The organism is Martinezella lusitana (genome assembly GCF_014207095.1).
Classification (GTDB): domain Bacteria; phylum Pseudomonadota; class Alphaproteobacteria; order Rhizobiales; family Rhizobiaceae; genus Rhizobium; species Rhizobium lusitanum_B.
This window is the reverse complement of the sequence record NZ_JACHBG010000035.1, coordinates 18,639-39,771: the sequence shown is the minus strand read 5'-3', so window position 1 is coordinate 39,771 and position 21,133 is coordinate 18,639. Positions and strand designations below refer to the sequence as shown.

22 protein-coding genes and 1 pseudogene are annotated in these 21,133 nt (G+C 58.2%); 15 read left to right on the top strand and 8 right to left on the bottom strand.

The window, feature by feature from the left end; genetic code table 11:
* Window positions 1-236 precede the first annotated feature (236 nt).
* Together GGD46_RS32105 and GGD46_RS32100 are read left to right on the top strand one after the other, a co-directional pair.
* On the top strand, window positions 237-608 hold the full coding sequence (locus GGD46_RS32105) for a PsiF family protein (protein ID WP_184711226.1): 372 nt from the start codon (window positions 237-239) through the stop codon (window positions 606-608).
* Window positions 609-771: 163 nt separating this feature from the next.
* The gene (locus GGD46_RS32100) at window positions 772-1,680 is read left to right on the top strand and encodes a TIGR03571 family LLM class oxidoreductase (RefSeq protein WP_184711224.1); all 909 of its coding nucleotides are present in this window, start codon (window positions 772-774) and stop codon (window positions 1,678-1,680) included.
* A 29-nt stretch (window positions 1,681-1,709) separates the two neighbouring features.
* On the opposite strand, the gene GGD46_RS32095 is transcribed toward GGD46_RS32100, so the two are convergent.
* The 4 genes and pseudogenes from GGD46_RS32095 to GGD46_RS32080 all read right to left on the bottom strand — a co-directional run bounded on the left by GGD46_RS32095 (window position 1,710) and on the right by GGD46_RS32080 (window position 4,200).
* Entirely contained in the window at window positions 1,710-2,585 is an 876-nt protein-coding gene (locus tag GGD46_RS32095) for a DUF4118 domain-containing protein (RefSeq protein WP_184711222.1), read from the bottom strand.
* 157 nt (window positions 2,586-2,742) lie between these two features.
* The gene (locus GGD46_RS32090; protein WP_313206350.1) at window positions 2,743-2,952 is read right to left on the bottom strand and encodes a phosphatase PAP2 family protein; all 210 of its coding nucleotides are present in this window, start codon (window positions 2,950-2,952) and stop codon (window positions 2,743-2,745) included.
* Window positions 2,953-3,013: 61 nt separating this feature from the next.
* Window positions 3,014-3,208: pseudogene (locus GGD46_RS34600) on the bottom strand (GMC family oxidoreductase N-terminal domain-containing protein); the annotation flags it as partial.
* 71 nt (window positions 3,209-3,279) lie between these two features.
* Window positions 3,280-4,200 carry an alpha/beta fold hydrolase gene (locus GGD46_RS32080; RefSeq protein WP_184711220.1) on the bottom strand — a complete coding sequence of 307 codons (921 nt, stop codon included), beginning with the start codon at window positions 4,198-4,200 and terminating at the stop codon, window positions 3,280-3,282.
* A gap of 545 nt (window positions 4,201-4,745) precedes the next feature.
* Here GGD46_RS32080 and GGD46_RS32075 point away from each other — a divergent pair.
* The gene (locus GGD46_RS32075) at window positions 4,746-5,213 is read left to right on the top strand and encodes a winged helix-turn-helix transcriptional regulator (protein WP_184711219.1); all 468 of its coding nucleotides are present in this window, start codon (window positions 4,746-4,748) and stop codon (window positions 5,211-5,213) included.
* A 96-nt stretch (window positions 5,214-5,309) separates the two neighbouring features.
* Here the strand turns inward: GGD46_RS32075 and GGD46_RS32070 are convergent, their stop codons facing one another.
* Complete coding sequence (locus GGD46_RS32070) at window positions 5,310-6,302, bottom strand: AraC family transcriptional regulator (RefSeq protein WP_246806522.1); 993 nt, start codon at window positions 6,300-6,302, stop codon at window positions 5,310-5,312.
* Window positions 6,303-6,473: 171 nt separating this feature from the next.
* Here GGD46_RS32070 and GGD46_RS32065 point away from each other — a divergent pair, with 171 nt between their 5' ends.
* The 7 genes from GGD46_RS32065 to GGD46_RS32035 all read left to right on the top strand — a co-directional run bounded on the left by GGD46_RS32065 (window position 6,474) and on the right by GGD46_RS32035 (window position 14,209).
* Window positions 6,474-6,968 carry a flavin reductase family protein gene (locus GGD46_RS32065; protein ID WP_184711217.1) on the top strand — a complete coding sequence of 165 codons (495 nt, stop codon included), beginning with the start codon at window positions 6,474-6,476 and terminating at the stop codon, window positions 6,966-6,968.
* Between the two features lie 40 nt (window positions 6,969-7,008).
* Window positions 7,009-7,794, top strand: coding sequence for an SDR family oxidoreductase (locus GGD46_RS32060; protein ID WP_184711215.1), 786 nt, complete (start codon window positions 7,009-7,011; stop codon window positions 7,792-7,794).
* Between the two features lie 40 nt (window positions 7,795-7,834).
* Window positions 7,835-9,073, top strand: a complete 1,239-nt coding sequence (locus GGD46_RS32055; RefSeq protein WP_184711213.1) for a styrene monooxygenase/indole monooxygenase family protein — start codon at window positions 7,835-7,837, stop codon at window positions 9,071-9,073.
* A gap of 94 nt (window positions 9,074-9,167) precedes the next feature.
* Entirely contained in the window at window positions 9,168-10,757 is a 1,590-nt protein-coding gene (locus tag GGD46_RS32050; RefSeq protein WP_184711211.1) for a phytoene desaturase family protein, read from the top strand.
* Window positions 10,758-10,960: 203 nt separating this feature from the next.
* Window positions 10,961-12,151, top strand: coding sequence for a nitrilase-related carbon-nitrogen hydrolase (locus tag GGD46_RS32045; RefSeq protein ID WP_184711209.1), 1,191 nt, complete (start codon window positions 10,961-10,963; stop codon window positions 12,149-12,151).
* A gap of 104 nt (window positions 12,152-12,255) precedes the next feature.
* A complete protein-coding gene (locus tag GGD46_RS32040; RefSeq protein WP_184711207.1) occupies window positions 12,256-12,744 on the top strand; it encodes a hypothetical protein in 489 nt (162 codons plus the stop codon).
* Window positions 12,745-12,802: 58 nt separating this feature from the next.
* Window positions 12,803-14,209 carry an APC family permease gene (locus GGD46_RS32035; protein ID WP_184711205.1) on the top strand — a complete coding sequence of 469 codons (1,407 nt, stop codon included), beginning with the start codon at window positions 12,803-12,805 and terminating at the stop codon, window positions 14,207-14,209.
* Between the two features lie 125 nt (window positions 14,210-14,334).
* On the opposite strand, the gene GGD46_RS34470 is transcribed toward GGD46_RS32035, so the two are convergent.
* Entirely contained in the window at window positions 14,335-14,961 is a 627-nt protein-coding gene (locus tag GGD46_RS34470) for a helix-turn-helix transcriptional regulator (RefSeq protein ID WP_210325782.1), read from the bottom strand.
* Between the two features lie 371 nt (window positions 14,962-15,332).
* The gene (locus GGD46_RS32025; protein ID WP_184711201.1) at window positions 15,333-15,515 is read right to left on the bottom strand and encodes a hypothetical protein; all 183 of its coding nucleotides are present in this window, start codon (window positions 15,513-15,515) and stop codon (window positions 15,333-15,335) included.
* A 76-nt stretch (window positions 15,516-15,591) separates the two neighbouring features.
* On the opposite strand from GGD46_RS32025, the gene GGD46_RS32020 reads away from it, so the two are divergent.
* Window positions 15,592-15,738, top strand: a complete 147-nt coding sequence (locus GGD46_RS32020) for a DUF1127 domain-containing protein (RefSeq protein ID WP_184711199.1) — start codon at window positions 15,592-15,594, stop codon at window positions 15,736-15,738.
* Between the two features lie 577 nt (window positions 15,739-16,315).
* Window positions 16,316-17,374: an acyltransferase gene (locus GGD46_RS32015; RefSeq protein WP_184711197.1), complete on the top strand. Its 1,059-nt coding sequence runs from the start codon at window positions 16,316-16,318 to the stop codon at window positions 17,372-17,374.
* 9 nt (window positions 17,375-17,383) lie between these two features.
* On the opposite strand, the gene GGD46_RS32010 is transcribed toward GGD46_RS32015, so the two are convergent.
* Complete coding sequence (locus tag GGD46_RS32010; protein WP_184711195.1) at window positions 17,384-18,016, bottom strand: TetR family transcriptional regulator C-terminal domain-containing protein; 633 nt, start codon at window positions 18,014-18,016, stop codon at window positions 17,384-17,386.
* Window positions 18,017-18,280: 264 nt separating this feature from the next.
* On the opposite strand from GGD46_RS32010, the gene GGD46_RS32005 reads away from it, so the two are divergent.
* The 3 genes from GGD46_RS32005 to GGD46_RS31995 are packed head-to-tail and all read left to right on the top strand — an operon-like array spanning window position 18,281 to window position 21,070.
* Complete coding sequence (locus GGD46_RS32005) at window positions 18,281-19,108, top strand: uracil-DNA glycosylase (RefSeq protein WP_184711232.1); 828 nt, start codon at window positions 18,281-18,283, stop codon at window positions 19,106-19,108.
* A gap of 3 nt (window positions 19,109-19,111) precedes the next feature.
* On the top strand, window positions 19,112-20,737 hold the full coding sequence (locus GGD46_RS32000) for a GMC family oxidoreductase (protein WP_184711193.1): 1,626 nt from the start codon (window positions 19,112-19,114) through the stop codon (window positions 20,735-20,737).
* Between the two features lie 12 nt (window positions 20,738-20,749).
* The gene (locus tag GGD46_RS31995) at window positions 20,750-21,070 is read left to right on the top strand and encodes an NIPSNAP family protein (protein ID WP_184711191.1); all 321 of its coding nucleotides are present in this window, start codon (window positions 20,750-20,752) and stop codon (window positions 21,068-21,070) included.
* The last annotated feature ends 63 nt before the right edge of the window (window positions 21,071-21,133 follow it).

The following is a 21,133-nucleotide window of genomic DNA, read 5'->3' as shown; positions in this document are numbered from 1 at the left end:
TCCGATGATCACCCACACCATGCCGCTCGAAGACATCAACAAGGGCTTCGACCTCATGCATTCCGGAAAGAGCGTCAGAGGCGTCGTGATTTACTAATGGGCTGACGGCACCGTTGGAAGTTTTTTGCCAGTCCGAGCGACGGACCGGCCGATCATCATCGTTCAAGAAGAACGCCGGCCTCCTGACGAGGTCGGCGGCTTGAACATGAATGGCCTTAAGGCAAAAGGATATGCCCATGACCCGCAAGCTGCTAAGTGTGACCGCCGCCGCTCTCTTCGCTCTGTCCTCGGCAACCATGGTCTTCGCGCAAACGACAACCCCTGCGACGACGGCAACACCGGCTCCCGCTGCGACCTCGTCCACTTCCGCACCTTCCTCGGCGATGCCGTCGAAGGATGAAATCAAGACGGCTCGCCAGGCTTGCCGGCAGGATGCGACCGGGCAGGGCCTCAAGGGTCAGGCACGCAAGGACGCCGTCAAAAGCTGCCTTCAGCAAAAATACCCAGTCCTCGTGAAGCGCAAGACCTGCCACGACCAGGGCACAGCAAAGGGCTTGGAGAAGAAGGCGCTGCGCGACTTTGTCAAGCAGTGCGTGGCTACGGCCTAAATCTCAGTACGGACCTTTCCTAACGGAAGCATGGCTCGCCGACTAAAAGGCGAGCCATCTAATTTGCGCTCCGTACCAACTTGTCATGCCCGGTGACATTGCTCTTTTTTCAGAGAAGATCGAACCTATCTCTTTGTGAGAGCAATATGTTTCGGGACGCGCCGTGCTTTTTCATCCAGATCAGCTTTCACTGGGCATCGTCTTGCCGGCTCAGGCGCGAACACATGCCGATATTCAATTCCCCACGCAGCTTGCGACGGCAGTCCACGCCGATAAGTTGGGTTTCGACGCCTTGTGGGTGAGGGATGTTCCCCTGAATAGCGAGAGCTATCCCGATCCGATCGGGCATGCCGATCCTTGGGTTTTGCTGGGTGCTTTGGCTGCGGCCACTTCCCAAATCCATCTGGCAACCGGCGCGATCGTCCTCCCATTGCGGCACCCGCTGCATATCGCCAAGGCCGCACTTTCGGTCGCGGCGCTCTCGAAAGGACGGTTTGTCCTCGGGCTAGGCTCGGGCGACAGGCCGAGTGAATATGAAATCTTCGGCAGAGATGTCGAAAACCGCAAGACACTCTTCCAGTCTCGTTGGGAGCGTCTCGCCGCTGCATTGCGCCCGGATCAGGCCGTGACCGACGAACAGGACAATGTCCGCGAGGAATTTTCCATAAGGCCCGCTCTGCAGCAGGCCGCTATCCCGATGGTGGCGGTGGGTTCGTCGGCGCAATCGCTGGAGTGGATTGCCCGGCATGCGGCCGGATGGATGACCTACTATCGTCCGCTGCCGGTGCAAACGGACCGGCTGGCACTTTGGCACAATGCGCAATTGAAGATCACAACGGAGTTTCGCGGTTTCGGTCAGTCGATGGTCCTGGAATTGCTCGATAGACCCGACGCCATTTACGAGGAGATCAATCTCGGCGCCAGATCGGGACGGCGAGCGTTGATTGATATGTTGTCAGCCATGCGGGAGGCAGGCATTCATCACGTCGCATTCAATCTGATCTCGGATAAGAGGTCTCCAGCCGAGGTCATGGGGGAAATCGCCGCGGACGTCATGCCGGCCCTGCGATAGCGTGTTGCCAGTCGCAAAGCGTCAGTGCATTATTGGCGCTTGGACCGGCCGACGTCGAAATCATGCTCGGCTGCCTCACGCTCATGGCGATCGAGCGCTGTGCAAAGCATCAATGCGATCATCTCGACAGTCGCGTCGGCATTTTGCGGGCGGTGTTGCGGATTGAATGCGACGCCGATGACGATTGCGTGGTCCGCCTTCGTTGCAGCTGGCCAGAAATCGAACCTTGACTGGTCGAAAGGATAGACGCCGGCGGTCACGACTTCATTTGACGCCGCCGCCATTTTTGCCGCTTCCATCTCGAGCTTTGTGAGCTTTTCCTCGCCTTCAACTTGCGACGCTTCATCGCCGTTTATGAAAACGAGCGCAACGGGGCCATCAAAAAGCGCTGTCAGGACTGATCGAGTTATCTCAGTGGCTTGCCGCGCAGATTTCACGGCGTGCATTTGCCGAGCGTACACCCCCATCTTGGCCTGATAGAAATGGAGGCGGTCAAGTTCGGCGGAATCGTGCCGCTTGGTTGCTGCGATGGTGCTTGTGATGCAACCTATGACGAACAAGAGCGCAATTGCCCAAATGTTGGAGGTATCGGCAACGGCGAGAGAGAAACGGGGCTCGGTGAAGAAGAAATTGTAGGCGAGGGCGCCGAGAAGCGCGGAAAATAGCGCAGGGCCTAGACCGAAGGCGACGCCGCTGGCGACGACGGGCAGAACATAGATAAGCGACAAATTGGGTATCGCTTCATAACGATCAAACCCGGCCGCGATTGCGGTGGCCATCCCGGTCATGAGCAGGGAGCCGAGATACTGGATGACCGACGGAATGCCTGAAAGGCCGATATCGCGCGTCGCTGGATTTGCCGTCCCGCGACCTGCGGCTTCATCAATATGGTCGTTCATGGACATGGCCGGATTCTCCTTCACAATGAAGGTGGATCATCGGGCATTTGAATTCCATGCGGAAATCCGTAGCGCTTTATAAGCATTTCATAAAGGCGTGGCCGGGGCGGGTCATGACGAGAACTTTCGCGTTTTCGCGTAAGAAATGGCCTTTCTCCGCCAATCACAGGATATTGGTGAGAAAGCGATCAATCCGTGTTTCCTGCCTGTAGAGCGATCTTGCAAGAGCGGTCGCGAGCGTCGCGGTCAACGCGCCTCCAATAATATCGCTGACATAGTGGGTGCCGAGATAGACGCGCGAGAAGGAAACGAGGAGGGCAGCCAGGAGAAAAAGGTAGCCTTGCACCGGACGATTGTGAAACAGGAAGGCCACGGCGATCGCAAACGACGCCGGGCAGATCGTGCAAAACAGGAACGCCGAGCGAAGACAGGTGTTCCGCCGGACCGATACCGGGGAGCATCAGGAGCTTGGGCGTCGCCAACGCGCCTGCGCAAAGAATGACCTCTTCCTTGGCTTTGGCCCCATGCTCGATATTGTCGGCACCGTATCCACGTTCCCGCCGTCGAGCCGCGACGCGCCTGGAACGTCTTGGTCTGATAGAAGCCGGTGTCTTCCTGCGATGCGCCAATGAAGTTTTAAATTAAAACCTCATTGGCGGCAGTGGCGCTTGGTATCAAATGCCAATCCAAAAGAACGCCGTCAGGACTGACGGATGAAGTCCATGATCAGGGTCGCAACGGCTTCCGGTGCATCTTCGACGCAATAGTGTCCGACGCCGCCAAGACGTTTGACTGGGGCTGTCGGGAAGACCGATGCAAATAGCGGCAGGAAATGTTCTGCCGCAAGCGTGCGGTCGGCTTCGCCCCATATTGCCAATGCGGGCTTGGCACGGATCACACGATCAGCGGACGCATCGGGCGTCTCGAACGTGTGAGCGCCTGTCGCGAACCCTTTCGCCCAGCCGATTGCACCGAGACAGTCGGCCGGCGTAGCGAAGGGGGCTGCATAGGCGGAGAGCCATTGATCTGTAATGATTGCGTTGTTCTCGAAGCCGTTGAGCTTCAACGTGCTGAGGATGCTGAAAGAAAGCTGCTCGAGCACCGCATCGAGGCTGCCGTCTTTGTTGGCCTTCGCTATCCATTGGAACCAGGGCGCGGTGCCCGCATTGGCGGTGATCCGCTCAAATAGATCGGCTTGGCCGAATGGTGTTGGGGCGTTGGCGGAAATGACTCTTCGAATTCGGTGTGGTTGGCGACTGGCCAGCCCCATGCCGACAGGGCCGCCGAAATCATGCATGACGAGGGTAATGTCGCGCAGGTCGAGCGCAAGCACGAATTTCTCGAGATTGTCGACGTGATCCTGTAGCCAGTAGGTGCGGTCCTGCGGCGTCTCGCTCTTGCCGAAGCCCATGTGATCAGGAACGACCACCCGGTGTGTTTGGCTCGCAATCGGGAGCAGGTGGCGGAATAGATAGCCCCAGGTGGGCTCGCCGTGCAGGCACAGCACCACTCCGCTATCCCGCGGCCCTTCGTCGACATAGTGCATTTGAAAGCCAGGTGCTCGGCTAAAATGCGGTGCAAATGGAAAGGTGCCACCGAACGTGGCGTCCGATATGTTCATGACTTGGTTCTTTCTTTGATGAAGTTACGTGTTGGGATCGTGATGAAGCGTGCGTTGGGACTGGAAATGGGGTGGATTTTCTGAACCGCCTCGAAGCGTTGTCGCGAAATGTTTGACAAGAGTGGCGATCACCTCGGATTGTTCCTCAAGCGTGCAATAACCGGTGTCGAGCGGGTTGGTTGGGATCCTGGCTAGGTCTCGTCGAGAGAGATGGGTGCCAGGTGAAACTGATCGACCAATCGAGCGATCAGTTTACGAAATATGAGAGACTCTGTAGGGAATCCGTGCAGGGGGCAGAGTTGTCGGACGATCGGGGTGACCTGCTTCCCGACAGAAGACTTCAACCCGGTCAACATCAACTCGACGATACTGCGTCATGTGAACTCCCGTTCCGCGGCCGCTTCATTGCGTGGCTTCCGTGGTTGCATATTAAAACCACGAAACGGCTATCACTTGCGGTTTTAGTTTGCAACCTTTATGTCTCAGCCAGAGTGGACCGCGAGAGGCGGTCCGAACGCCGATGCATGGAGCGCGGGCTGAACGAAATGGCAAAGAGAATTAGTCACAGGGATTCAATGTGTGGCGTCGCCCGACCTTTGGACGCGATCGGCGACTGGTGGTCGCTGCTGATCATCCGCGACGCCTTCAGCGGTCTGCGGCGTTTCGGTGAATTTCAGAAGAGCCTGGGGCTTGCGAAGAACATTCTTTCGGCTCGGCTGCGCAATCTGGTGGCCCACGGTATCATGGATTTGGTGCCGGCATCGGATGGAAGTCCCTATCAGGAATATGTACTCACGGAGAAGGGCCGCGGCCTTTTCCCGCTTCTGGTCGCTTTGCGGCAATGGGGAGAGGACTTCTTCTTCGAGCCCGACGAGAAGCATGTGCTTCTCGTCGATCGCAAGGTCGGGATGCCTGTGCGAAAGCTTGAGCTGCGCTCGCAGGATGGCCGTGTGCTTGGACCGGAAGATACCGTGGTAAAGTGGCCGTCGGGGACTGGCGACCTCGAACCCTGAATGTCTAAACCTGATTATGAGGATAGGGTTGACTGCGGTCGACGGTCGTACCCCAGTCTGTTCTTCGGGCCGGAAACAGCCTGTTATCAAACTTGGTCAGTTTTTCGTCCGGCGCAAGGTTTCGGAAGGGCTTTCGCCGAAGCGCTCGCGATAGGCGAATGCCGCACGGCCCAGATGGCCAAGACCGCAAGCAAAGACCGCATCTGCGACGGTAAGGTCGGTCTCGCCCGCAAGCAGCGTCCGGCGCAGTGTTTCGAGGCGAGCGCTCTGTACAGCCTCGAGCAATGTGTGTCCGCGAGCCCGGCGATAGCTGTCTTGCAATGTGCGCAGGGGAATGCCGGCAGCCTGGGCAATATCGCCGGTCGTGATTGCATGCGTCGCATTTGAGCGGATGTATTCATCTGCTCTGCGAACGGCTATAGGCTCACCGTCCGGTGCGGGTCTTGCGAGGGCCGGCTGATGGTTGTGCCGCAATCCGGATAGAAGCAGGCTCGTCAATCCATCGCGGAGCATGGTTTTGTATGCGAGCGGCATATTGGCCTCGAGCGAGGAACACAGCATGAGATCCGCATGGCGCAAGATGCCTTGCCCGATGGGCGAAGTAAGATCGACAGCGGCATCGAACTCAATCCTGCCGGGTTCATTATCGATGAGTTTCCTCAAATAATCTTCAACCGCGCCGCGCTCCATCAGGACGATCAGCTTTTCGCAGCCTTCCTTCCAAAGCATCCGGGTCGAGAGTGTCGGAGACAGAAGCGTGGCGCTTTTGCCCGCAACGGTCAGCGTCTGGCTTGTGCCGCACTTCACCAGGGATTCACCCTTGATCGGGATCTGGAGCAGAAAGAAGCGGGAAAGCTCTCCCGGATCGATCTCCACTTCGGCACCGTAGGAGACGAGATTGATGGAGTAGCCGGTCTCTTTCACCAAGCGATGGCGCGCATGAAAACCTTGTTCCGCCTTGCCTGTTACCATGAGGAAGTGCGGGCAGAAGATCTGTCCGATCGCCATACGCGCGTCGTCGACATCGCAGGTGTCCACCCGCTGGTCGCCGCTCGATCGTAGTGCCTCTATTCCGATCATTCCGCCCATGACTGCTTTCGCCGCAATTGCTTTCGAAAGTGAGGTTTCAGGCCGCCTGTTGCCGAATCTGGATATCGCCTCGCGCAATCTGGATTGCCGTGCGCTCCACTTCGCCGGAACATCGGGGAAATTTTAAGCATGAAATGGATCTAAAATCCATTCGCCAAGGGAACGAAAAAGATGGGTAACGAGGAATTCCGCGCCGGCATGCGCAAGCTGGCTGGCGGCGTCACGATTATTACCTCTATCGACAGTACGGGTCAGCGCTGCGGACTGACCGCGACCGCGGTCTGTTCGCTCTCGACCGAGCCGCCATCTTTGGTCGCCTGCGTCAACCGCAACAGCTCCGTTGCGGCGGTGGTGGAAAGCACCCGCGTTTTTGCCGTCAACGTGCTGTCGTTCGATCAGCAGGATGTCGCAGAGGTCTTTGCCGGCCGTGCCGGCCTCGTGCGGGAAGAACGTTTCGCCTCTGGCAAATGGCGCGCGATCGAGACAGGCGCACCGGTGCTGCACGACACGGCGGTGACGTTCGAATGCGAGCTCGCCGAGATCAAGGAGTTCGGCACCCATCTCATCCTGATCGGTCAGGTCGCGGCCACGCATCTGTCCGAAGGGCGGGATAACCCGCTGCTCTACGGCAACGGCGCATTTCTGACGGCGGCAGCCGTCGCCTGATCTCATCTTTTAAAAACCGAAAGCAAGAAGGGGAATGTCCATGCGTGGACTGGAAGGTAAAACTGCGATTGTCTCCGGCGGCGCTACGCTGATCGGTGAAGGCGTTGCCAAGGTGCTGGCTGATTACGGGGTGTCGGTGGTCATTGCTGATATCAATAGCGAAGCCGGCAAGGCGGCAGCAGAGCGCTGCGGCAAGAATGTCCGTTTCGTCAAAGCCGACATCACTAGCGACGATGACATCAAATCTCTGATCGACGAGACAGTGAAGGCGACCGGCCGATTGGATTTTCTTGTCAACGTCGCCTGCACCTATCTCGACAATGGCGCCGACACCACCCGCGCCGACTGGCTCAAGGCCTTCGATGTCAACATTCTGGGATCGATTGCGCTGATGCAGGCCGCTCGTCCGCATCTCGCGAAAAACAAAGGCGCCATCGTCAATTTCGGCTCCATTTCGTCGCGCGTCGCCCAGACCGGGCGTTGGGTCTATCCCGTTTCCAAGGCGGCGATCCTGCAGCTCACCCGCAATCAGGCCATGGATCTTGCACCGGAAGGCATTCGCGTCAACGCCGTGTCGCCGGGCTGGACCTGGAGCAACGTCATGGTGGAACTCACGAAGAACACTCGTGAGAAGGCCGACAGCGTTGCGAAGGATTTTCATCTTCTGGGCCGTACGGGCGGACCGGAGGAGGTGGCGGAGACCGTCGCCTTCCTGCTTTCGGACAATGCGAGCTTCATCACCGGCACGGATATCCGCGTCGACGGCGGTTACACGGCAATGGGACCAGAGCGGAACGAACCGGCGATTCCGCGACTAATGGACTGAGTGCCGAGTGTCACGATTTCAAAGAGATAAGGGGAGCGAGATGACAAAAAAGCGGAATTTCACCATCGTCGGTGGCGGCCAATCGGGACTGCAGCTTGCCTGTGGTCTTCTGGATGCAGGCCATGCGGTTCATGTCGTGCAAAATAGGACGGCAGAGGAAATCGCCGTTGGACGAGTGCTTTCGAGCCAATGCATGTTCGATGCCGCCCTGCAGAACGAGCGTGATCTCGGGCTCAACTTCTGGGACGAGACTTGTCCGACGGTGGATTCCATCAATTTCGTCGTGCCGGCCCCGGACGGTTCCGGCAGCAAGGCGATCGAATGGAACGGTAAGCTGGATGGTCCGGCGCTAAGCGTCGATCAGCGCGTAAAGGTACCGCGCTGGATGGCGGAGTTCGAGCGTCGCGGCGGTCAATTGACCATCCATGATGCCGGTATCGAAGACCTCGAAACCTATGCCCGGCAAAGCGATCTCGTGATCGTCGCGGCCGGGAAGGGGGATATCGCCAAGATGTTCGAGCGCGATGCGGAGCGTTCGCCCTTCGACAAACCGCAGCGGGCGTTGGCGCTGACCTATGTCACCGGCATGACGCCTCGCCCTGAGTATTCCGCCGTGAACTTCAATCTGATCCCCGGCGTCGGCGAATACTTCAATTTCCCGGCAATCACGACCACCGGCCCCTGCGACATCATGGTGTTCGAGGGTATTCCGGGCGGCCCGATGGACTGTTGGAAAGAAGTTGCATCTCCTGAACAGCACCTTGAAAAGTCGAAATGGATTCTCGATACCTTTCTGCCGTGGGAAGGAGAGCGCAGCCGGCATGTTGCGCTGACCGACGACAACGGCCGTCTGGCGGGCGCCTTCGCGCCGACGGTCCGCAAACCGATCGGCCATCTGCCGTCCGGCGCGCTGGTGCTCGGTCTTGCAGACGCGGTCTGCCTCAACGATCCGATCACCGGTCAGGGTTCCAACAACGCCTCGAAGGCGGCGAAATGCTATCTCGACGCCATCCTGGCGCATGGAGAAAGGGCATTCGATGCGGCTTTCATGCACGCGACCTTCGAGGCCTATTGGAGCTATGCACAATATGTCGTCGGTTGGACGAATGCGCTGCTTTCACCGCCACCGCCGCATGTCCTCAACATCATGGGGTCGGCTCAAGCCTATCCGGCGCTTGCCCACCGCATTGCCAACGGCTTCAACGATCCGAGGGATTTCTTCCCATGGTTCGCCATACCGGAGGAAGCGGACGCCTATCTGCAGCGGCTCGCCGCCTGAGCGGCGAAAAAGGACGCGCTGCACCTTGGCGACATCGTAAAGAGAAAACATGCCCCGCCATATCAGGCGGGGTCTTTCCCGCTTGAGGTAGATTATGGCTGAACCGGATTACATCATCATCGGAAGTGGCATCAATGCGCTCGTCGCGGCGGCCATGCTCGGAAAGAAGGGCAAAAAGGTCCTGCTTGTGGAGCGCAATGACCGCATTGGTGGTTGCCTGCGCACGGAGGAAATCACCGCCTCCGGCTACAGGCACGATGTCATGGCGACGACGATGGTGCTTTTCCTGACGTCTCCGGCCTACGGCGCCATCGGCAAGGATCTTGAAGCGCGCGGACTGGAATTCTGCCATTCGCCTTTGCCGACCGGAGTGCTGCGACCCGATGGCAGTCATGCAATTCTCGCGATGGATCGCAAAAGCAACATCGATCGTTTTGAGACGATTTGTCCGGGAGATGGAAAGGCGTTCGACGCGGACATGAGCCGGTTTGCGGGCAATGCCGGCTTCGTCTTTGGGCTTCTCGGCGGCAATCTCTGGTCCAGCAAAACGGCCAAGCTAGTGGCAAGGGAGGCATGGAAGCGGGGCCTGCGTGGCTTGGCGGCCTGGTTCGGAGAAGCGCTTGCTCCGGCACGCGGCTATCTTGAAACGACTTATAGATCCGAGGAGATTCGCGCGCTCTGGGCGCCATGGGTGCTGCATTGCGGCCTCGGCCCGGAAAGCAATTACTCGGCGGAAATGGCGCGGGTCATCGGTTTTGCCATTGAGGCGGCCGGATGCCCGATCGTCAAGGGCGGCGCGGAAAACCTGTTGCGCGCCTTTGAGCGGCTGATCCGTGACCACGGCGGCGAGATCATGACGGGCGCCGATGTCTCCGGCATCGAGACGAACAACTCCGGTCGGGCAGGGGGTGTCATCCTTGCGGATGGGCGGCGCCTGAAGGCGCGCTATGGCGTTATCGCCTCGGTGACGCCCAACCAGCTCTACGACAGCCTCTTGAAGGGCCTGTCCGCGCCACTGCCGCAGGAAGTCAGCGAGGGGTTGTCGGCCTATCGCTACGGCAAGGGCAACATGCAAATGCACTATGCGCTGAAGACGACGCCACGCTGGCGACAGGGTGATGAATTGGGCAAGGTCGCTCTATTGCATCTGACATCGGGCCTCGACGGCGTCTCGCGCTCCGCCAATGAGGCGGAACGCGGACTTCTGCCGGCGGAGCCGACCGTTTGCGTGGGGCAGCCGACGGCGCTTGATCCGAGCCGCGCGCCGGAAGGCGGTGCGATCCTGTGGCTGCAGTTGCCCGATACACCACGCTTCATCAAGGGCGACGCTGCGGGCGAAATCGAATGCCCCGCGGATGGCCGCTGGACGGAGCCCCTGCGAGAAGCCTTTGCCGACCGGGTCGAAGCCATGCTGCGCTTCCACATCGAAAACTTCGACGAGGCCGTGCTCGCAAGGCGGTGCTACTCCCCCACCGATCTGGAGGCCATGAATATCAATCTTGTGGGCGGCGATCCCTATGGCGGCTTCTGCGGGCTCGACCAATTCTTTCTCTGGCGTCCGTTCAAGACATCCGTCAATCACAAGACCCATGTGCCCGGTCTCTATCATATCGGGGCATCGACCCATCCCGGACCCGGTCTGGCGGGGGGATCAGGTTTCCTACTGGCGTCTACGCTGAAATAGAGAAGGCCGCCAATGCTTAAAACAATGGCGGACGGCCAGCTATGTAATACCTCAGTATCATAGTCACGCCTCTGCAAGTCTCCTAGCCTCTGTCCACGCCTGAATTGGCGTTGGGACACCGCGGTCGAGCAGCTCGATAGCATCGTGAACAGTAGCTACGTCTGCTGCATCCGCAGGTTTCCCAATTGTGAGAGGAGCAATGCATGGACAAGCGGCAAGGCTACGTCGCGCCCTATATGGCGATCGGACTTTCAACGATCGTCACGGGAACTGCGGAGCGGCGGCACATCCGCCATAACCTCGAAACCATCGAGGAGGCGATCCACGCGTCGATTTCCATCTGCTCGATCAACGCGCCGGTGCGGGTCGTCGCACTGGCCGAGGGCGCGTTGACCGGTTTCACCGACGAGATTTTCGACGTGCCGCATGTCACGGCCGCAAGGGAAATGTTCATCGATCTTCCCGGCGAGGAAACGGAAGCGCTCGGCAAGCTCGCACGCCACTACGACACCTACATTATCGGGCAGTGCAAAGCGCGCTGGCCCGACGTTATGGAGGATCGCTTCTTCAACACGCTCTTTGTGATCGATCGCAAGGGCGACGTCGTCCATCGAGCCGCGAAGAACCATATCTGGTGCCGCGAGCGCAGCTGCACGCCGCACGATATTTATGACCGCTGGATCGAGCGCTTTGGAGACGGGATAGAGGCCTTCTACCCCGTGCTGCGAACCAACGATATCGGCAATATCGGTACAATATGCTGCTCTGACGGCGAATATCCGGAAGCTGTGCGCGCTTTGGCGTTTGGAGGCGCCGAAGTGATCTATCGGCCGTCGGAGGCGATGCCGATGACCGGTTCAGGCTATCCGGGCGGAGGAAGCTGGATGATCCAGAATCGCGCCCATGCCGATTTCAACAGCGTCTACATGCTCTGCCCGAACATTGGTCCGGTCTATCTCTCGCCGAGTTCGCGGCACCCGATCGATATCGCCGGCGGAAACGGGCACATCGTCGATTATCGCGGCAACATCATGTCCCATTCCGCAAGCGGCGCCAACACGATGGTCGCAGCCGTCATCGATATCGAGGCGCTTCGCCAGTTTCGTGCCATGAACCTCAATTCGAACTGGCTGAAGGACCTTCGCACCGAGCTTTTCGCCCGCATGTACGATAGGCCCATCCATCCCAGCAATCTGTGGATGGAAGTGGATCCCGAGCGCCATGCCGCCGTCGACGAGATCTACCGGGCGAACATTGCTCGCCTGGTAGAACGCGGCACCTGGACCTTGCCGCACCACGCGGTCCCCGGCGCGCGCTACACGCCATCTTCGCCGGAAGGCGAAGACGATTGGAACGAAGCCAAGGCGCTGTGGCGGCCCTGGCACAACGGATAACCACAATTGACGGTCCGCCCGATAGCCGCTTCCGCAGATAAAAATAAGGGTCGCGGAACGGCTGGGCGAGCTGTCGAACAATCAAACCAACTGGGAGATTATCGATGAATTTGCAACGTTTTTTGCCGCCGCTGGCCCGGCGGGCGCTAGCTATTCCGGCGATCGCGACACTTGTTTTGGCTGCCGTGCCGATCGCGCTTGCCTCAGCCACCGAGCCTAAGCGGGATGACATCGTCGGAACCTGGGTCGTTGTCGCGCCCGATGCGCCGTTTACCCATCACATGTTCGTCTTCAACGCGGATGGCACCATGCAGCAGGCCAATCCCGATGCGGGCAATCCGGACAATAGCGATAGCGATGGGAAGGGCATCTGGATCCGCAAGCATGACAAGATTCTCGGCAAATTCGTGGAAGTCACCGCGGATCGGAAGACGGCGAAGTTCGTCAGCCGCGGTGAGGTTTCCTATGAAGTCGAAGTCTCCGGCAACACGTTGAAGGGCACCGCCTCGGCAAAATTCTTTGGTCCTGATGAGCAGCTATTGCGTGGGCCTTTGTCGACGCCGCTGGAAGGCAAGCGTGTCACCCTGCCATGAGCAGCGCTGAACGTCCGTCTGGTTCCATCTCGTCTCTCGCCTTCTAGGATCCCTGGTGATGACCACTTCCAATTCCGCGCCCCGGCGGGCGCTTAGGGCTATCGATATCTTCTTTCTTGTGGTTGCTGCCGCAGCGCCGCTTGCGGCGATTGCCGGTAATGGCGCGCTTGGGGTGCTGCTCGGCAATGGCGTGGGCATGCCGGCCTCCTACCTGATTTCCGGCGTCGTGCTCATCCTTTTTGCGGTAGGCTTCGTACGGATGAGCCCGCATGTCACTCACTCCGGCGCCTTCTATGCCTATGTCCGGCATGGGCTGGGCGCTCGTGCGGGCGGCGCTGCGGCATTCGTGGCGATCGTCGTCTATCTCATGATGGTCGTGGGCAGCACGGCCGGTTTCGGCTTCTTCGCCAATGTGTTCTTCGCGGAAAATCTCGGTTTCGATCTCTCCTGGAAGGTTTGGGCGGCTCTGTCGCTGCTTGTCGTCGGATTGGTGGGGTATCGCGAAATTACCCTCGGCGCGCGTCTTTTGTCGGTGTTGCTGACGCTCGAGATCCTGATCCTGGTGGCTCTGGTGGTGTCTGTGTTTTGGCCATCCAGTCCCGCCGTTGTAACCTTCGGCTCCTTCAAGCTATCGGGCGTCTTCAGCGGCTCCTTCGGTCTCGGTCTAATGTTCGCCTTCTGCTCGTTCCTGGGTTTCGAATCCGCGGCCATCTACACCGACGAGGCACAGGAAGGACATCGCACGGTCAGCCGGGCATTGATCGCCGCGGTCCTTTTCATCGCGGTCTTCTATGCGATCGCCATGTGGGCCGTCATCATTGGCTTCGGTGAGGACAAGGTCGTCGCGGCGGCTGGAGAGAACCCCGGAACGCTGATCTTCCGCGCGTTTGGCCTTTATCTGCATCCGGCCTTCATCGTTGCTGTCGAATTCCTGATGATGACCAGTGCGCTTGCAGCGACGATCGCCCTGCACAACGCCGCGTCTCGCTATCTGTTCGCCCTGGGGCGCGAGGCCATGCTACCGCAGGCACTGGGACGTCTGCACGCAAGGCTGCAATCGCCTCATATAGCCAGCCTGGTTGTCTCTGCCATTACCTCCGTTCTGGTGGCGGCGTTTGCGTTTGGCGACGCGGATCCGTTGATGACCGTTCTTTCCAGCACCTTTGGTCTTGCGGCGCTTGGGATCATTCTGTTGCAGGCGGCGACGTCACTCTCGGTCGTGGTCTTCACATTAAGCTCGCGACGGGAGGCGGGTTTCCTGTTCGATCTGACGATCGGGTTGCTGGCAACGGCGGGGCTGGCTATCGTGGCAGTTCTGGTGGTGATGAACTATGCGACGCTGACCGGCAACCTCGGTCTGTTGGACTACGCGCCCTGGCTCATACCGCTTTCCGCAGCGATCGGTATCGGCGTCGCATCCATTTCCGGGCCGCAGTCGGGCGTTGCCGGCAAAAGGGCAGCGTAGCGGGCGCGGCGGACAGGCGGTCGAGCCATGTTTGACCGCTTGCCATAGCCATAGCCCTTAATCGTTCCCGATCGAACGAGCCAAGCCGATCTTTTAATCGCCGCCGCGCCTCCTAAAGATATCCCTCAGCGTGATCTCAGCTTCTTGATGAATTCCGCCCGGCTGCGCGCACCCGCTTTGGCGAGAACCCTACTCACATGCGTCTTGACGGTCGGCAGCTCAATGTTGAGGCGCCGGCCGATCTCCTTGTTGCACATGGCCTCGCCGATGAACGATGCGATTTCGCGCTCGCGTGGGGTCATTTCGGCAAAGCCATCGCACGTCCACTCCTCTTCTTCATTGAGAAAGAACAGGTTGCGTTCCGTGAACGCGACGAACTTGTCGAGAAAGTCGATATTCTGCGTGGTAAAGGCGCCTTCGGAGGCGCTGCGCAGCAAGGACGCGCCGGCCACCATTCGGGTCCCCAGCCAGAAATATAGTTCGGTCTGATAGGCGGTGTTCTGCGGTTTCAAAAACTGCTCGAAATATTCAAGCGTTCCCAAATTCTCTTCGGCCGTCTCTCGACTAAACACCTGCAGCCGGCACGAAGCATCCGAGACCCGTTTTGGATGAAGCGGATCGACGCGCCAGAAGTGATGATAGTAGCGCTGCTTCCAGTAAGACGACAGGTTAAGCAACTGATGATCGAGGACGTGGCGTCCTTCGTCGACCCTATAAAAACAGCAGCCGCTCAGCGGTATGGCCGATGTCACAACGGCCAGGAACTGCTCTGCGAAACCTCTTGATGGGAAAGCGCTATCTGCCCGGATCATAGATTCACGAATGCGGCATGGAGATCACAAGACGTTATTGAAACAGCAGCCGACAGTGCTTGTCAACGATAGGGCAAGCAATAGACAGAGCTCCGCCCGATGAACTTTCGAGGTAGGCCGGATGGTGGGGCGATCCTGCCCATCCGGGCAGCTTCGCTAAACCTGTGGTAGATGCTAATATTCTAAATACCGGCTCGGACACCACCCGCGAGCCGGACAGTGCAGCGTCCGGCGACGATACCATGCCCCAAAACCATTGTCGTCGGACACGCGCCCATCTGTGGCGGCGTTGCAGTCGGCTTTGCCGTTGGCTAGTGCACGTCTTCGTCGCTGTCGCTCACAATGACGACGGGTCTATCACCATTAGCGCGGATGAAGTCCTTGACCTGATGAGGTACGGCCAGTGGCGCGTTCAGCCAAATAGGAACTTTGCCCTGCCTTTGTTTCGCCTGCTTGGTTGCCAAAGCGTTTAGTGAGCCTTGCAAAAGCGGCATGCCTCTCCTGCAGGCATGTGCATTTTATTTAGGCGGGTAAATGCTTATTTAGCGCTCAGAAACAAAGGAGACAGAAATGAGAGTTATTGAGAAGATTAAACGTTTTACCGAGGCTCGTAGAGCAATCCGCGAACTTTCCGCATTGGACGATCACGCGCTTGCCGACCTTGGTATTTCGCGTTCGCACATCGCTTTTGCTGTCAACGGCAGCCGCGGCAACTAAGTCTCATCGAGACGCTTTCCAGTCAGACGATCGGATTGCGCGGACTATGACGGGACGGGGATGGCGACATCCCTTATTGCCCTCTGCCCGCCCAACAGCATTATCCAGAGACTTCATGAGAATCTCTGTAGCGGTCATGCGGCTTTCACGCCGCATTCGACCTTGCCTTCAGGTTGTTCAGGACAAGGCGAGAAGAAGTGTTAGCCCGCAGCCGGACGACACGCTTTACTTTTGCCGCCAGCACAACGAACTTCTATCCTCCGAGACATGTTACCGCTAGACATTGTTTGATGGTCCGCCGTGAGTTGGGCGGCGATTCGTCCGTGCGCGCGGCTTCCGGTGAGCTGGATTTCCAGTCGATCAGCTCCTGATCGAAGATCTGCGTCCTTTCGCTTTAGGGCGAGGTCGAAAGGGCTTTCCGAGCTTGAGAGGGAGTGGGCTTCTCTCATTGGCTTCTGTGCCAATGGCGTATGCGGGCAAGGCCCCTGTTCTTGTTCCGAATCTCGGCTGAGTGTATGGCTGCTGAAGCTCAGGATTGGTTTGGCCTCCATGCGCTTACAATGATTTGGACATCGCCATGACGCAGCAGCAACATGTCGCTCAGGGTGCTCGCGTCGGCGTTCTTGATGAACTTAGGTTGCTGGCCGCACTTGCGGTGGTGCTCTTCCACTTCGGATTTCGAGGGCGCACGCTAGGCGTGACGGATATGTCCCTCACGGCTTGGGAATGGCTTTTAAAATACGGATATCTGGGTGTGCAGATGTTCTTCGTGATCAGCGGTTTTGTCATCGCTTATTCGGCGGAAGGGCGAACGCCCATGCAATTCGGCATCGCCCGCTTCGCACGCATCTATCCGATGTTCGTACTTTGCATGACGCTGACGTTCCTGATCGTCATCGGTTGCGGCGCGCCGCATCTCAACGCGACCATTTTTCAATGGGCAGCCAATCTGATCATCAAGCCGGAATTGCTGGGGCAGCAGCTTATGGATGGCTCGTACTGGTCGATCTCTTATGAGATCGTCTTCTACGGCTGGGTGTTTGTGCTGATGATGTTGGGCCGGTTCAAACGCGAGACGTACCCGATCATTATTCTTGGCTGGCTTCTCGTCTCGGTCATAGATCGGATGTTTTTCGGCAGTGTCTTGATGCGCCATCTCTTTCTGACCGATGAAAGCGGGTTCTTTTGCGCCGGCCTGGTTCTCTATATGATATTCCGAGAGGGGTATCGCACCCGCAATGTCGTCCTGCTTGTTCTATCAGTCATGGTTGCGATCTATCAGTCGATGGAGCTGACGCAATGGAATCGCGTCAACTATGGAACCAGCTATAGTGATCTTGTGGTCAGTCTCTCCTGCCTCGCCATTATCGCAATCATTGCACTGGCGATAAGGAGACAGCGATCGCTTCTGCCCGCAGGGGTGCTGCTTGCGTTCGGTGGCATTAGCTACCCTCTCTATCTGCTGCATCAGCATATCGGCTATGTGATCTTCAATAGGGTTGGATCGGCAGCTTCGCCGGAAGCTGTTGTCGCCGCAACTGTGCTGCTCCTGATCTGCATTTCATATCTGCTATGGCGATTCGCCGATGAGCCGTCGCGGCGCTTGACCAAGTCTGTCTTGACGCGGCTTATCTAGAGCGGCCGTTCAGCCTTGCGGAAGGACGCCTCGCAACACTGTTTCAGCGATCGTTTTTGCAGCCATCTCGTAATCCTCAACCTTCAGTCGGGGTTTTTTCAGTCCGTCGGCAGCGATCGGTTCGAAGTCGGCATAGAATTGCGTAGAGGCCCAGAGCATGATGAACAGATGCCGGGGATCGACCGGCAGGATCTTCCCTTCGGCGATCCAGGCCTCCACCACTGCGACATGCCTGTCGGTGACATCGCGGACGTGCTGGCGATCCTTCTTTTTCAGGAAGCGGGCGCCCTGAATGATTTCGCTTGCGAAGAGGCGGCTCTCTGCGACGTTCTTTCGAGTATAGTCGAGCTTGGCACGGATATAGAGGCGGAAAGCCTCCGCCGGCTCCCGGTCTGCTGTTATATATTTCAGTGCATTGTCCCATCCTTCGAGCAAGTGCTCGATAATGGCTGTGTAGATTTGTTCTTTCGACGAAAAATAATAATAGACATTCGCCTTCGGCAGACCGGACGCCTCTGCGATCTCGGCGATGCGCGTACCGTCATAGCCCTTTCGCGAAAAGATCTCTATCCCGGCCTTGATGATCAGCCGAATGTTGCGTTCGCGGATTTTTTCGTCCGGATCCTTATGTTCCCGTGGCATGCCCGCTCCGTCCTCTCATGTCCTATGCTTTGAACCGACGCTTGAAAATGGCAACAGCGCTCGGTCGCCAAAGCCCGCTTTTCCACTGAAAAGCGGGCTTTGGCGTTCGTCCAAAAAGTTGACGATATGATCAGGAAAAGCTGACCAAGGCGTCATTTTTCTATGTATAGTAAGTTGACACTTTGGTCAGGTTTTGTCTAGTCTCCACTCAACAAGCGAAAACGCGGGGGAGACGATTTCGTGCCAATGACGTTAAGAGATGCCATGGTGGAAACACTTGCCGGTTGGGAGGCGGATCTGCCGTCCGACTGGCGTGTAGCACTCGGCGATATCGGCGACGACTTTGATCGCGTCGGCGGAGATTTGGAATTCGAGGCCTGGGAGCCGATCTTCCCGGCGCGCCGCGGACGTCATTTTCCTGGACAACCGAAAGGCGCACACGCGCTCGCAGCCTTCGATGGCATCGCGCCGCAGAACGTGCGCTGCATGATCCTAGGGCAGGATCCTTATCCCGAGCCGGGCTTTGCAACCGGCCGCGCATTCGAGGCCGGCAATCTCGCTTCATGGAACGAGCTCGACAAGATGTTCTCGAAGAGCATTCGGGCCTACATGCAGCTCATCGCCGCGGCACGGACTGGCGATCAAAGCCTTTCAGAAAGCTTCGCGCGTTGGCCGGACGTGCGGCGGATGCTTTGCGATCCGGATCACGGTTTTGAGGAGCCAAGCGCGATCGGCGACCGTTGGGTTCGCCAGGGCGTGCTTCTGCTCAATGCATCGTTGACGCTCTCGCGTTTCAAGGTCGATATAGATCCGCACCAGGCGAGGGGACATCTGCCTTTCTGGCGGCCGTTGATGCTCAAGGTGATTGCCACCTTGCGTGAGCGCGATCAGTCGATGGTCTTTATCGGATTTGGCGATGCGGCAGCCGACATCTTTGCGGCAGCCGGCCTCAGCGAAGGCGAGCACGGTAGCTATGCTTTGGTTCTGCGTGATCATCCGGCCTTCGCAGAGCGCGTGCTTGGCCGCGAAAATCCATTTCTTCTTTGCAATTCCTATCTTGAGGCGAGGGGCGCGAGCCCCGTCGCATGGTAAATTATGAGCATTTCACCCGAATATGATTACATCATTGTAGGCGCCGGCTCCGCAGGCTGCGTACTCGCCAATCGCCTGTCGAAAAATCCCCAGAATCGCGTCCTTCTGCTGGAAGCCGGCGGCAAGGATCGGAATCCGCTGTTTCGCCTGCCGATGTTGATGGGCAAGCTGTTTCACTCCGGTATCTACAACTGGCATTATCACACCGAGCCGGAGCCCTTCCTCAATGGCCGTTCGCTCTACTGGCCGCGCGGCAAGGTTCTCGGTGGCACGTCGACGATCAACGGCATGATCTATGTCCGCGGCAATCGCCACGATTATGATCGCTGGTCGCAGTTCGGCTTGCCCGGTTGGTCTTATGAGGAAGTTCTACCGGCATTTCGCCGCTCGGAATCCCACGTGCAACGCAATGGGGCGTTTCATGGCGACGATGGGGAGCTGACTGTCTGCCGCGCGCGCGGGCACAATCCGCTGATGGATGTGTTTTGCGAAGCCGGTCAGCAGGCAGGCTACCCTTTGAATGACGACTTCAACGGTGAAACTCAGGAAGGTTTCGGCCGTTACGATTTCACTATTCGAAAGGGCAAGCGCTGGTCCACCTCGTGGGCCTTCCTGCGTCCGGCCATGCATCGCTCCAATCTTACGGTTATCACCGGGGCTGAAACCACGCGGCTGTTGATAGAGAACGGCCGCGCAACTGGTGTCGAATATCTAAAAGCCGGAACCATATCGGTGGCGCGCTCCGCCGGCGAGATCGTATTGTCGGCGGGGGTCGTCAATACGCCCAAGGCTCTGCTCCTGTCGGGGATCGGTCCGGCGGACGAATTGAAGGCGCTCGGAATCAAACCGATTCTTGATCTTCCAGGGGTCGGCAAGAACCTACAGGACCATGTCGACTGCGTGATGAGCTGGGAGTGCAGCAAGCCCATAACGCTCTTCGGCGACCTCCGTGCCGACAAGCTGATCCCCGCAGTTGCGCAGGGGATGCTGTTCGGAGAGGGGATCACCACAACCTTTCCCTATGAGGCTGGTGCATTCATTCGTTCCAACGATGGGCTGGTGGCGCCAGATATCCAGCTGCATTTCATGCCGGCTTTGGAAAAGACGGCCAACCTGCATTTCCCCAATCCGTTTCGCAAGAAGCAGCGCGTGGAGGCCAATCATGGCTTCACCATTCGCGTCGGGCCGGTCAATCCGGTCAGCCGCGGCGAGATTACCTTGCGGTCGACCAATCCGACCGACAAGCCGAAGATTCTCGCCAACTATCTGCGCGACGAGTTCGATATCCGTACCATGATCGACGCCATCAGGCTGACGCGCGATGTCGTCAACCAGAAAGCGTTCGACGGCTATCGCGGCCTCGAACTGGCTCCTGGCCCGACGGCAAAGGACGAGGCCGAGCTTACCGCATGGCTCCGCGCCACCGCCATGACCACCTTCCACCCGGTCGGCACCGCCAAGATGGGCAATGATCCGATGGCGGTCGTCGATGCCAAGCTCAAGGTGCACGGCATCGATGGTTTGCGCGTCGCCGACGCTTCGATCATGCCGGTCATTTCGAGCGGCAACACCAATGCGCCCGCCATCATGATCGGCGAGAAGTGTGCCGAATTCATCCTGAACGCCTGAAGGGAATAAGCAATGATCCTCGAACACCGCACCTATACGTTCAAACCGGGCACGGTCGACAAATGGATGAAGAAGTATGAGGCCGAGGGTCTGCCGATCCAGAAGCGCCATCTCAACCGTTTCGTCGGGCTTTACGTCTCCGAGATCGGCACTCTGCACACCACCGTTCTGATGTGGGCCTATGACAGCCTGGCGGACCGCGAAGCGCGTCGCCAGGCCATGTATGCCGATCCGGAGTGGCAATCCTTCATCGCCTGTGTCTGGGCGCTTGATGCCATCCAGAGGCAGGAGGTCATGATCATGAACCCGGCATCCTATTCGCCGGCCATCTAAGCGTGTTCAACGGATAGACTTCACATAAATACAAAAGAGGGAACTGAAGACATGAAAAACTCA

Coding starts and splice junctions, on each gene's coding strand:
- GGD46_RS32105 (WP_184711226.1), top strand. CDS start 237: ATGACCCGCAAGCTGCTAAGTGTGACCGCCGCCGCTCTCTTCGCTCTG.
- GGD46_RS32095 (WP_184711222.1), bottom strand. CDS start 2,585: ATGTCCATGAACGACCATATTGATGAAGCCGCAGGTCGCGGGACGGCA.
- GGD46_RS32080 (WP_184711220.1), bottom strand. CDS start 4,200: ATGAACATATCGGACGCCACGTTCGGTGGCACCTTTCCATTTGCACCG.
- GGD46_RS32075 (WP_184711219.1), top strand. CDS start 4,746: ATGGCAAAGAGAATTAGTCACAGGGATTCAATGTGTGGCGTCGCCCGA.
- GGD46_RS32070 (WP_246806522.1), bottom strand. CDS start 6,302: ATGGGCGGAATGATCGGAATAGAGGCACTACGATCGAGCGGCGACCAG.
- GGD46_RS32065 (WP_184711217.1), top strand. CDS start 6,474: ATGGGTAACGAGGAATTCCGCGCCGGCATGCGCAAGCTGGCTGGCGGC.
- GGD46_RS32060 (WP_184711215.1), top strand. CDS start 7,009: ATGCGTGGACTGGAAGGTAAAACTGCGATTGTCTCCGGCGGCGCTACG.
- GGD46_RS32055 (WP_184711213.1), top strand. CDS start 7,835: ATGACAAAAAAGCGGAATTTCACCATCGTCGGTGGCGGCCAATCGGGA.
- GGD46_RS32050 (WP_184711211.1), top strand. CDS start 9,168: ATGGCTGAACCGGATTACATCATCATCGGAAGTGGCATCAATGCGCTC.
- GGD46_RS32045 (WP_184711209.1), top strand. CDS start 10,961: ATGGACAAGCGGCAAGGCTACGTCGCGCCCTATATGGCGATCGGACTT.
- GGD46_RS32040 (WP_184711207.1), top strand. CDS start 12,256: ATGAATTTGCAACGTTTTTTGCCGCCGCTGGCCCGGCGGGCGCTAGCT.
- GGD46_RS32035 (WP_184711205.1), top strand. CDS start 12,803: ATGACCACTTCCAATTCCGCGCCCCGGCGGGCGCTTAGGGCTATCGAT.
- GGD46_RS32025 (WP_184711201.1), bottom strand. CDS start 15,515: ATGCCGCTTTTGCAAGGCTCACTAAACGCTTTGGCAACCAAGCAGGCG.
- GGD46_RS32020 (WP_184711199.1), top strand. CDS start 15,592: ATGAGAGTTATTGAGAAGATTAAACGTTTTACCGAGGCTCGTAGAGCA.
- GGD46_RS32015 (WP_184711197.1), top strand. CDS start 16,316: ATGACGCAGCAGCAACATGTCGCTCAGGGTGCTCGCGTCGGCGTTCTT.
- GGD46_RS32010 (WP_184711195.1), bottom strand. CDS start 18,016: ATGCCACGGGAACATAAGGATCCGGACGAAAAAATCCGCGAACGCAAC.
- GGD46_RS32005 (WP_184711232.1), top strand. CDS start 18,281: ATGGTGGAAACACTTGCCGGTTGGGAGGCGGATCTGCCGTCCGACTGG.
- GGD46_RS32000 (WP_184711193.1), top strand. CDS start 19,112: ATGAGCATTTCACCCGAATATGATTACATCATTGTAGGCGCCGGCTCC.
- GGD46_RS31995 (WP_184711191.1), top strand. CDS start 20,750: ATGATCCTCGAACACCGCACCTATACGTTCAAACCGGGCACGGTCGAC.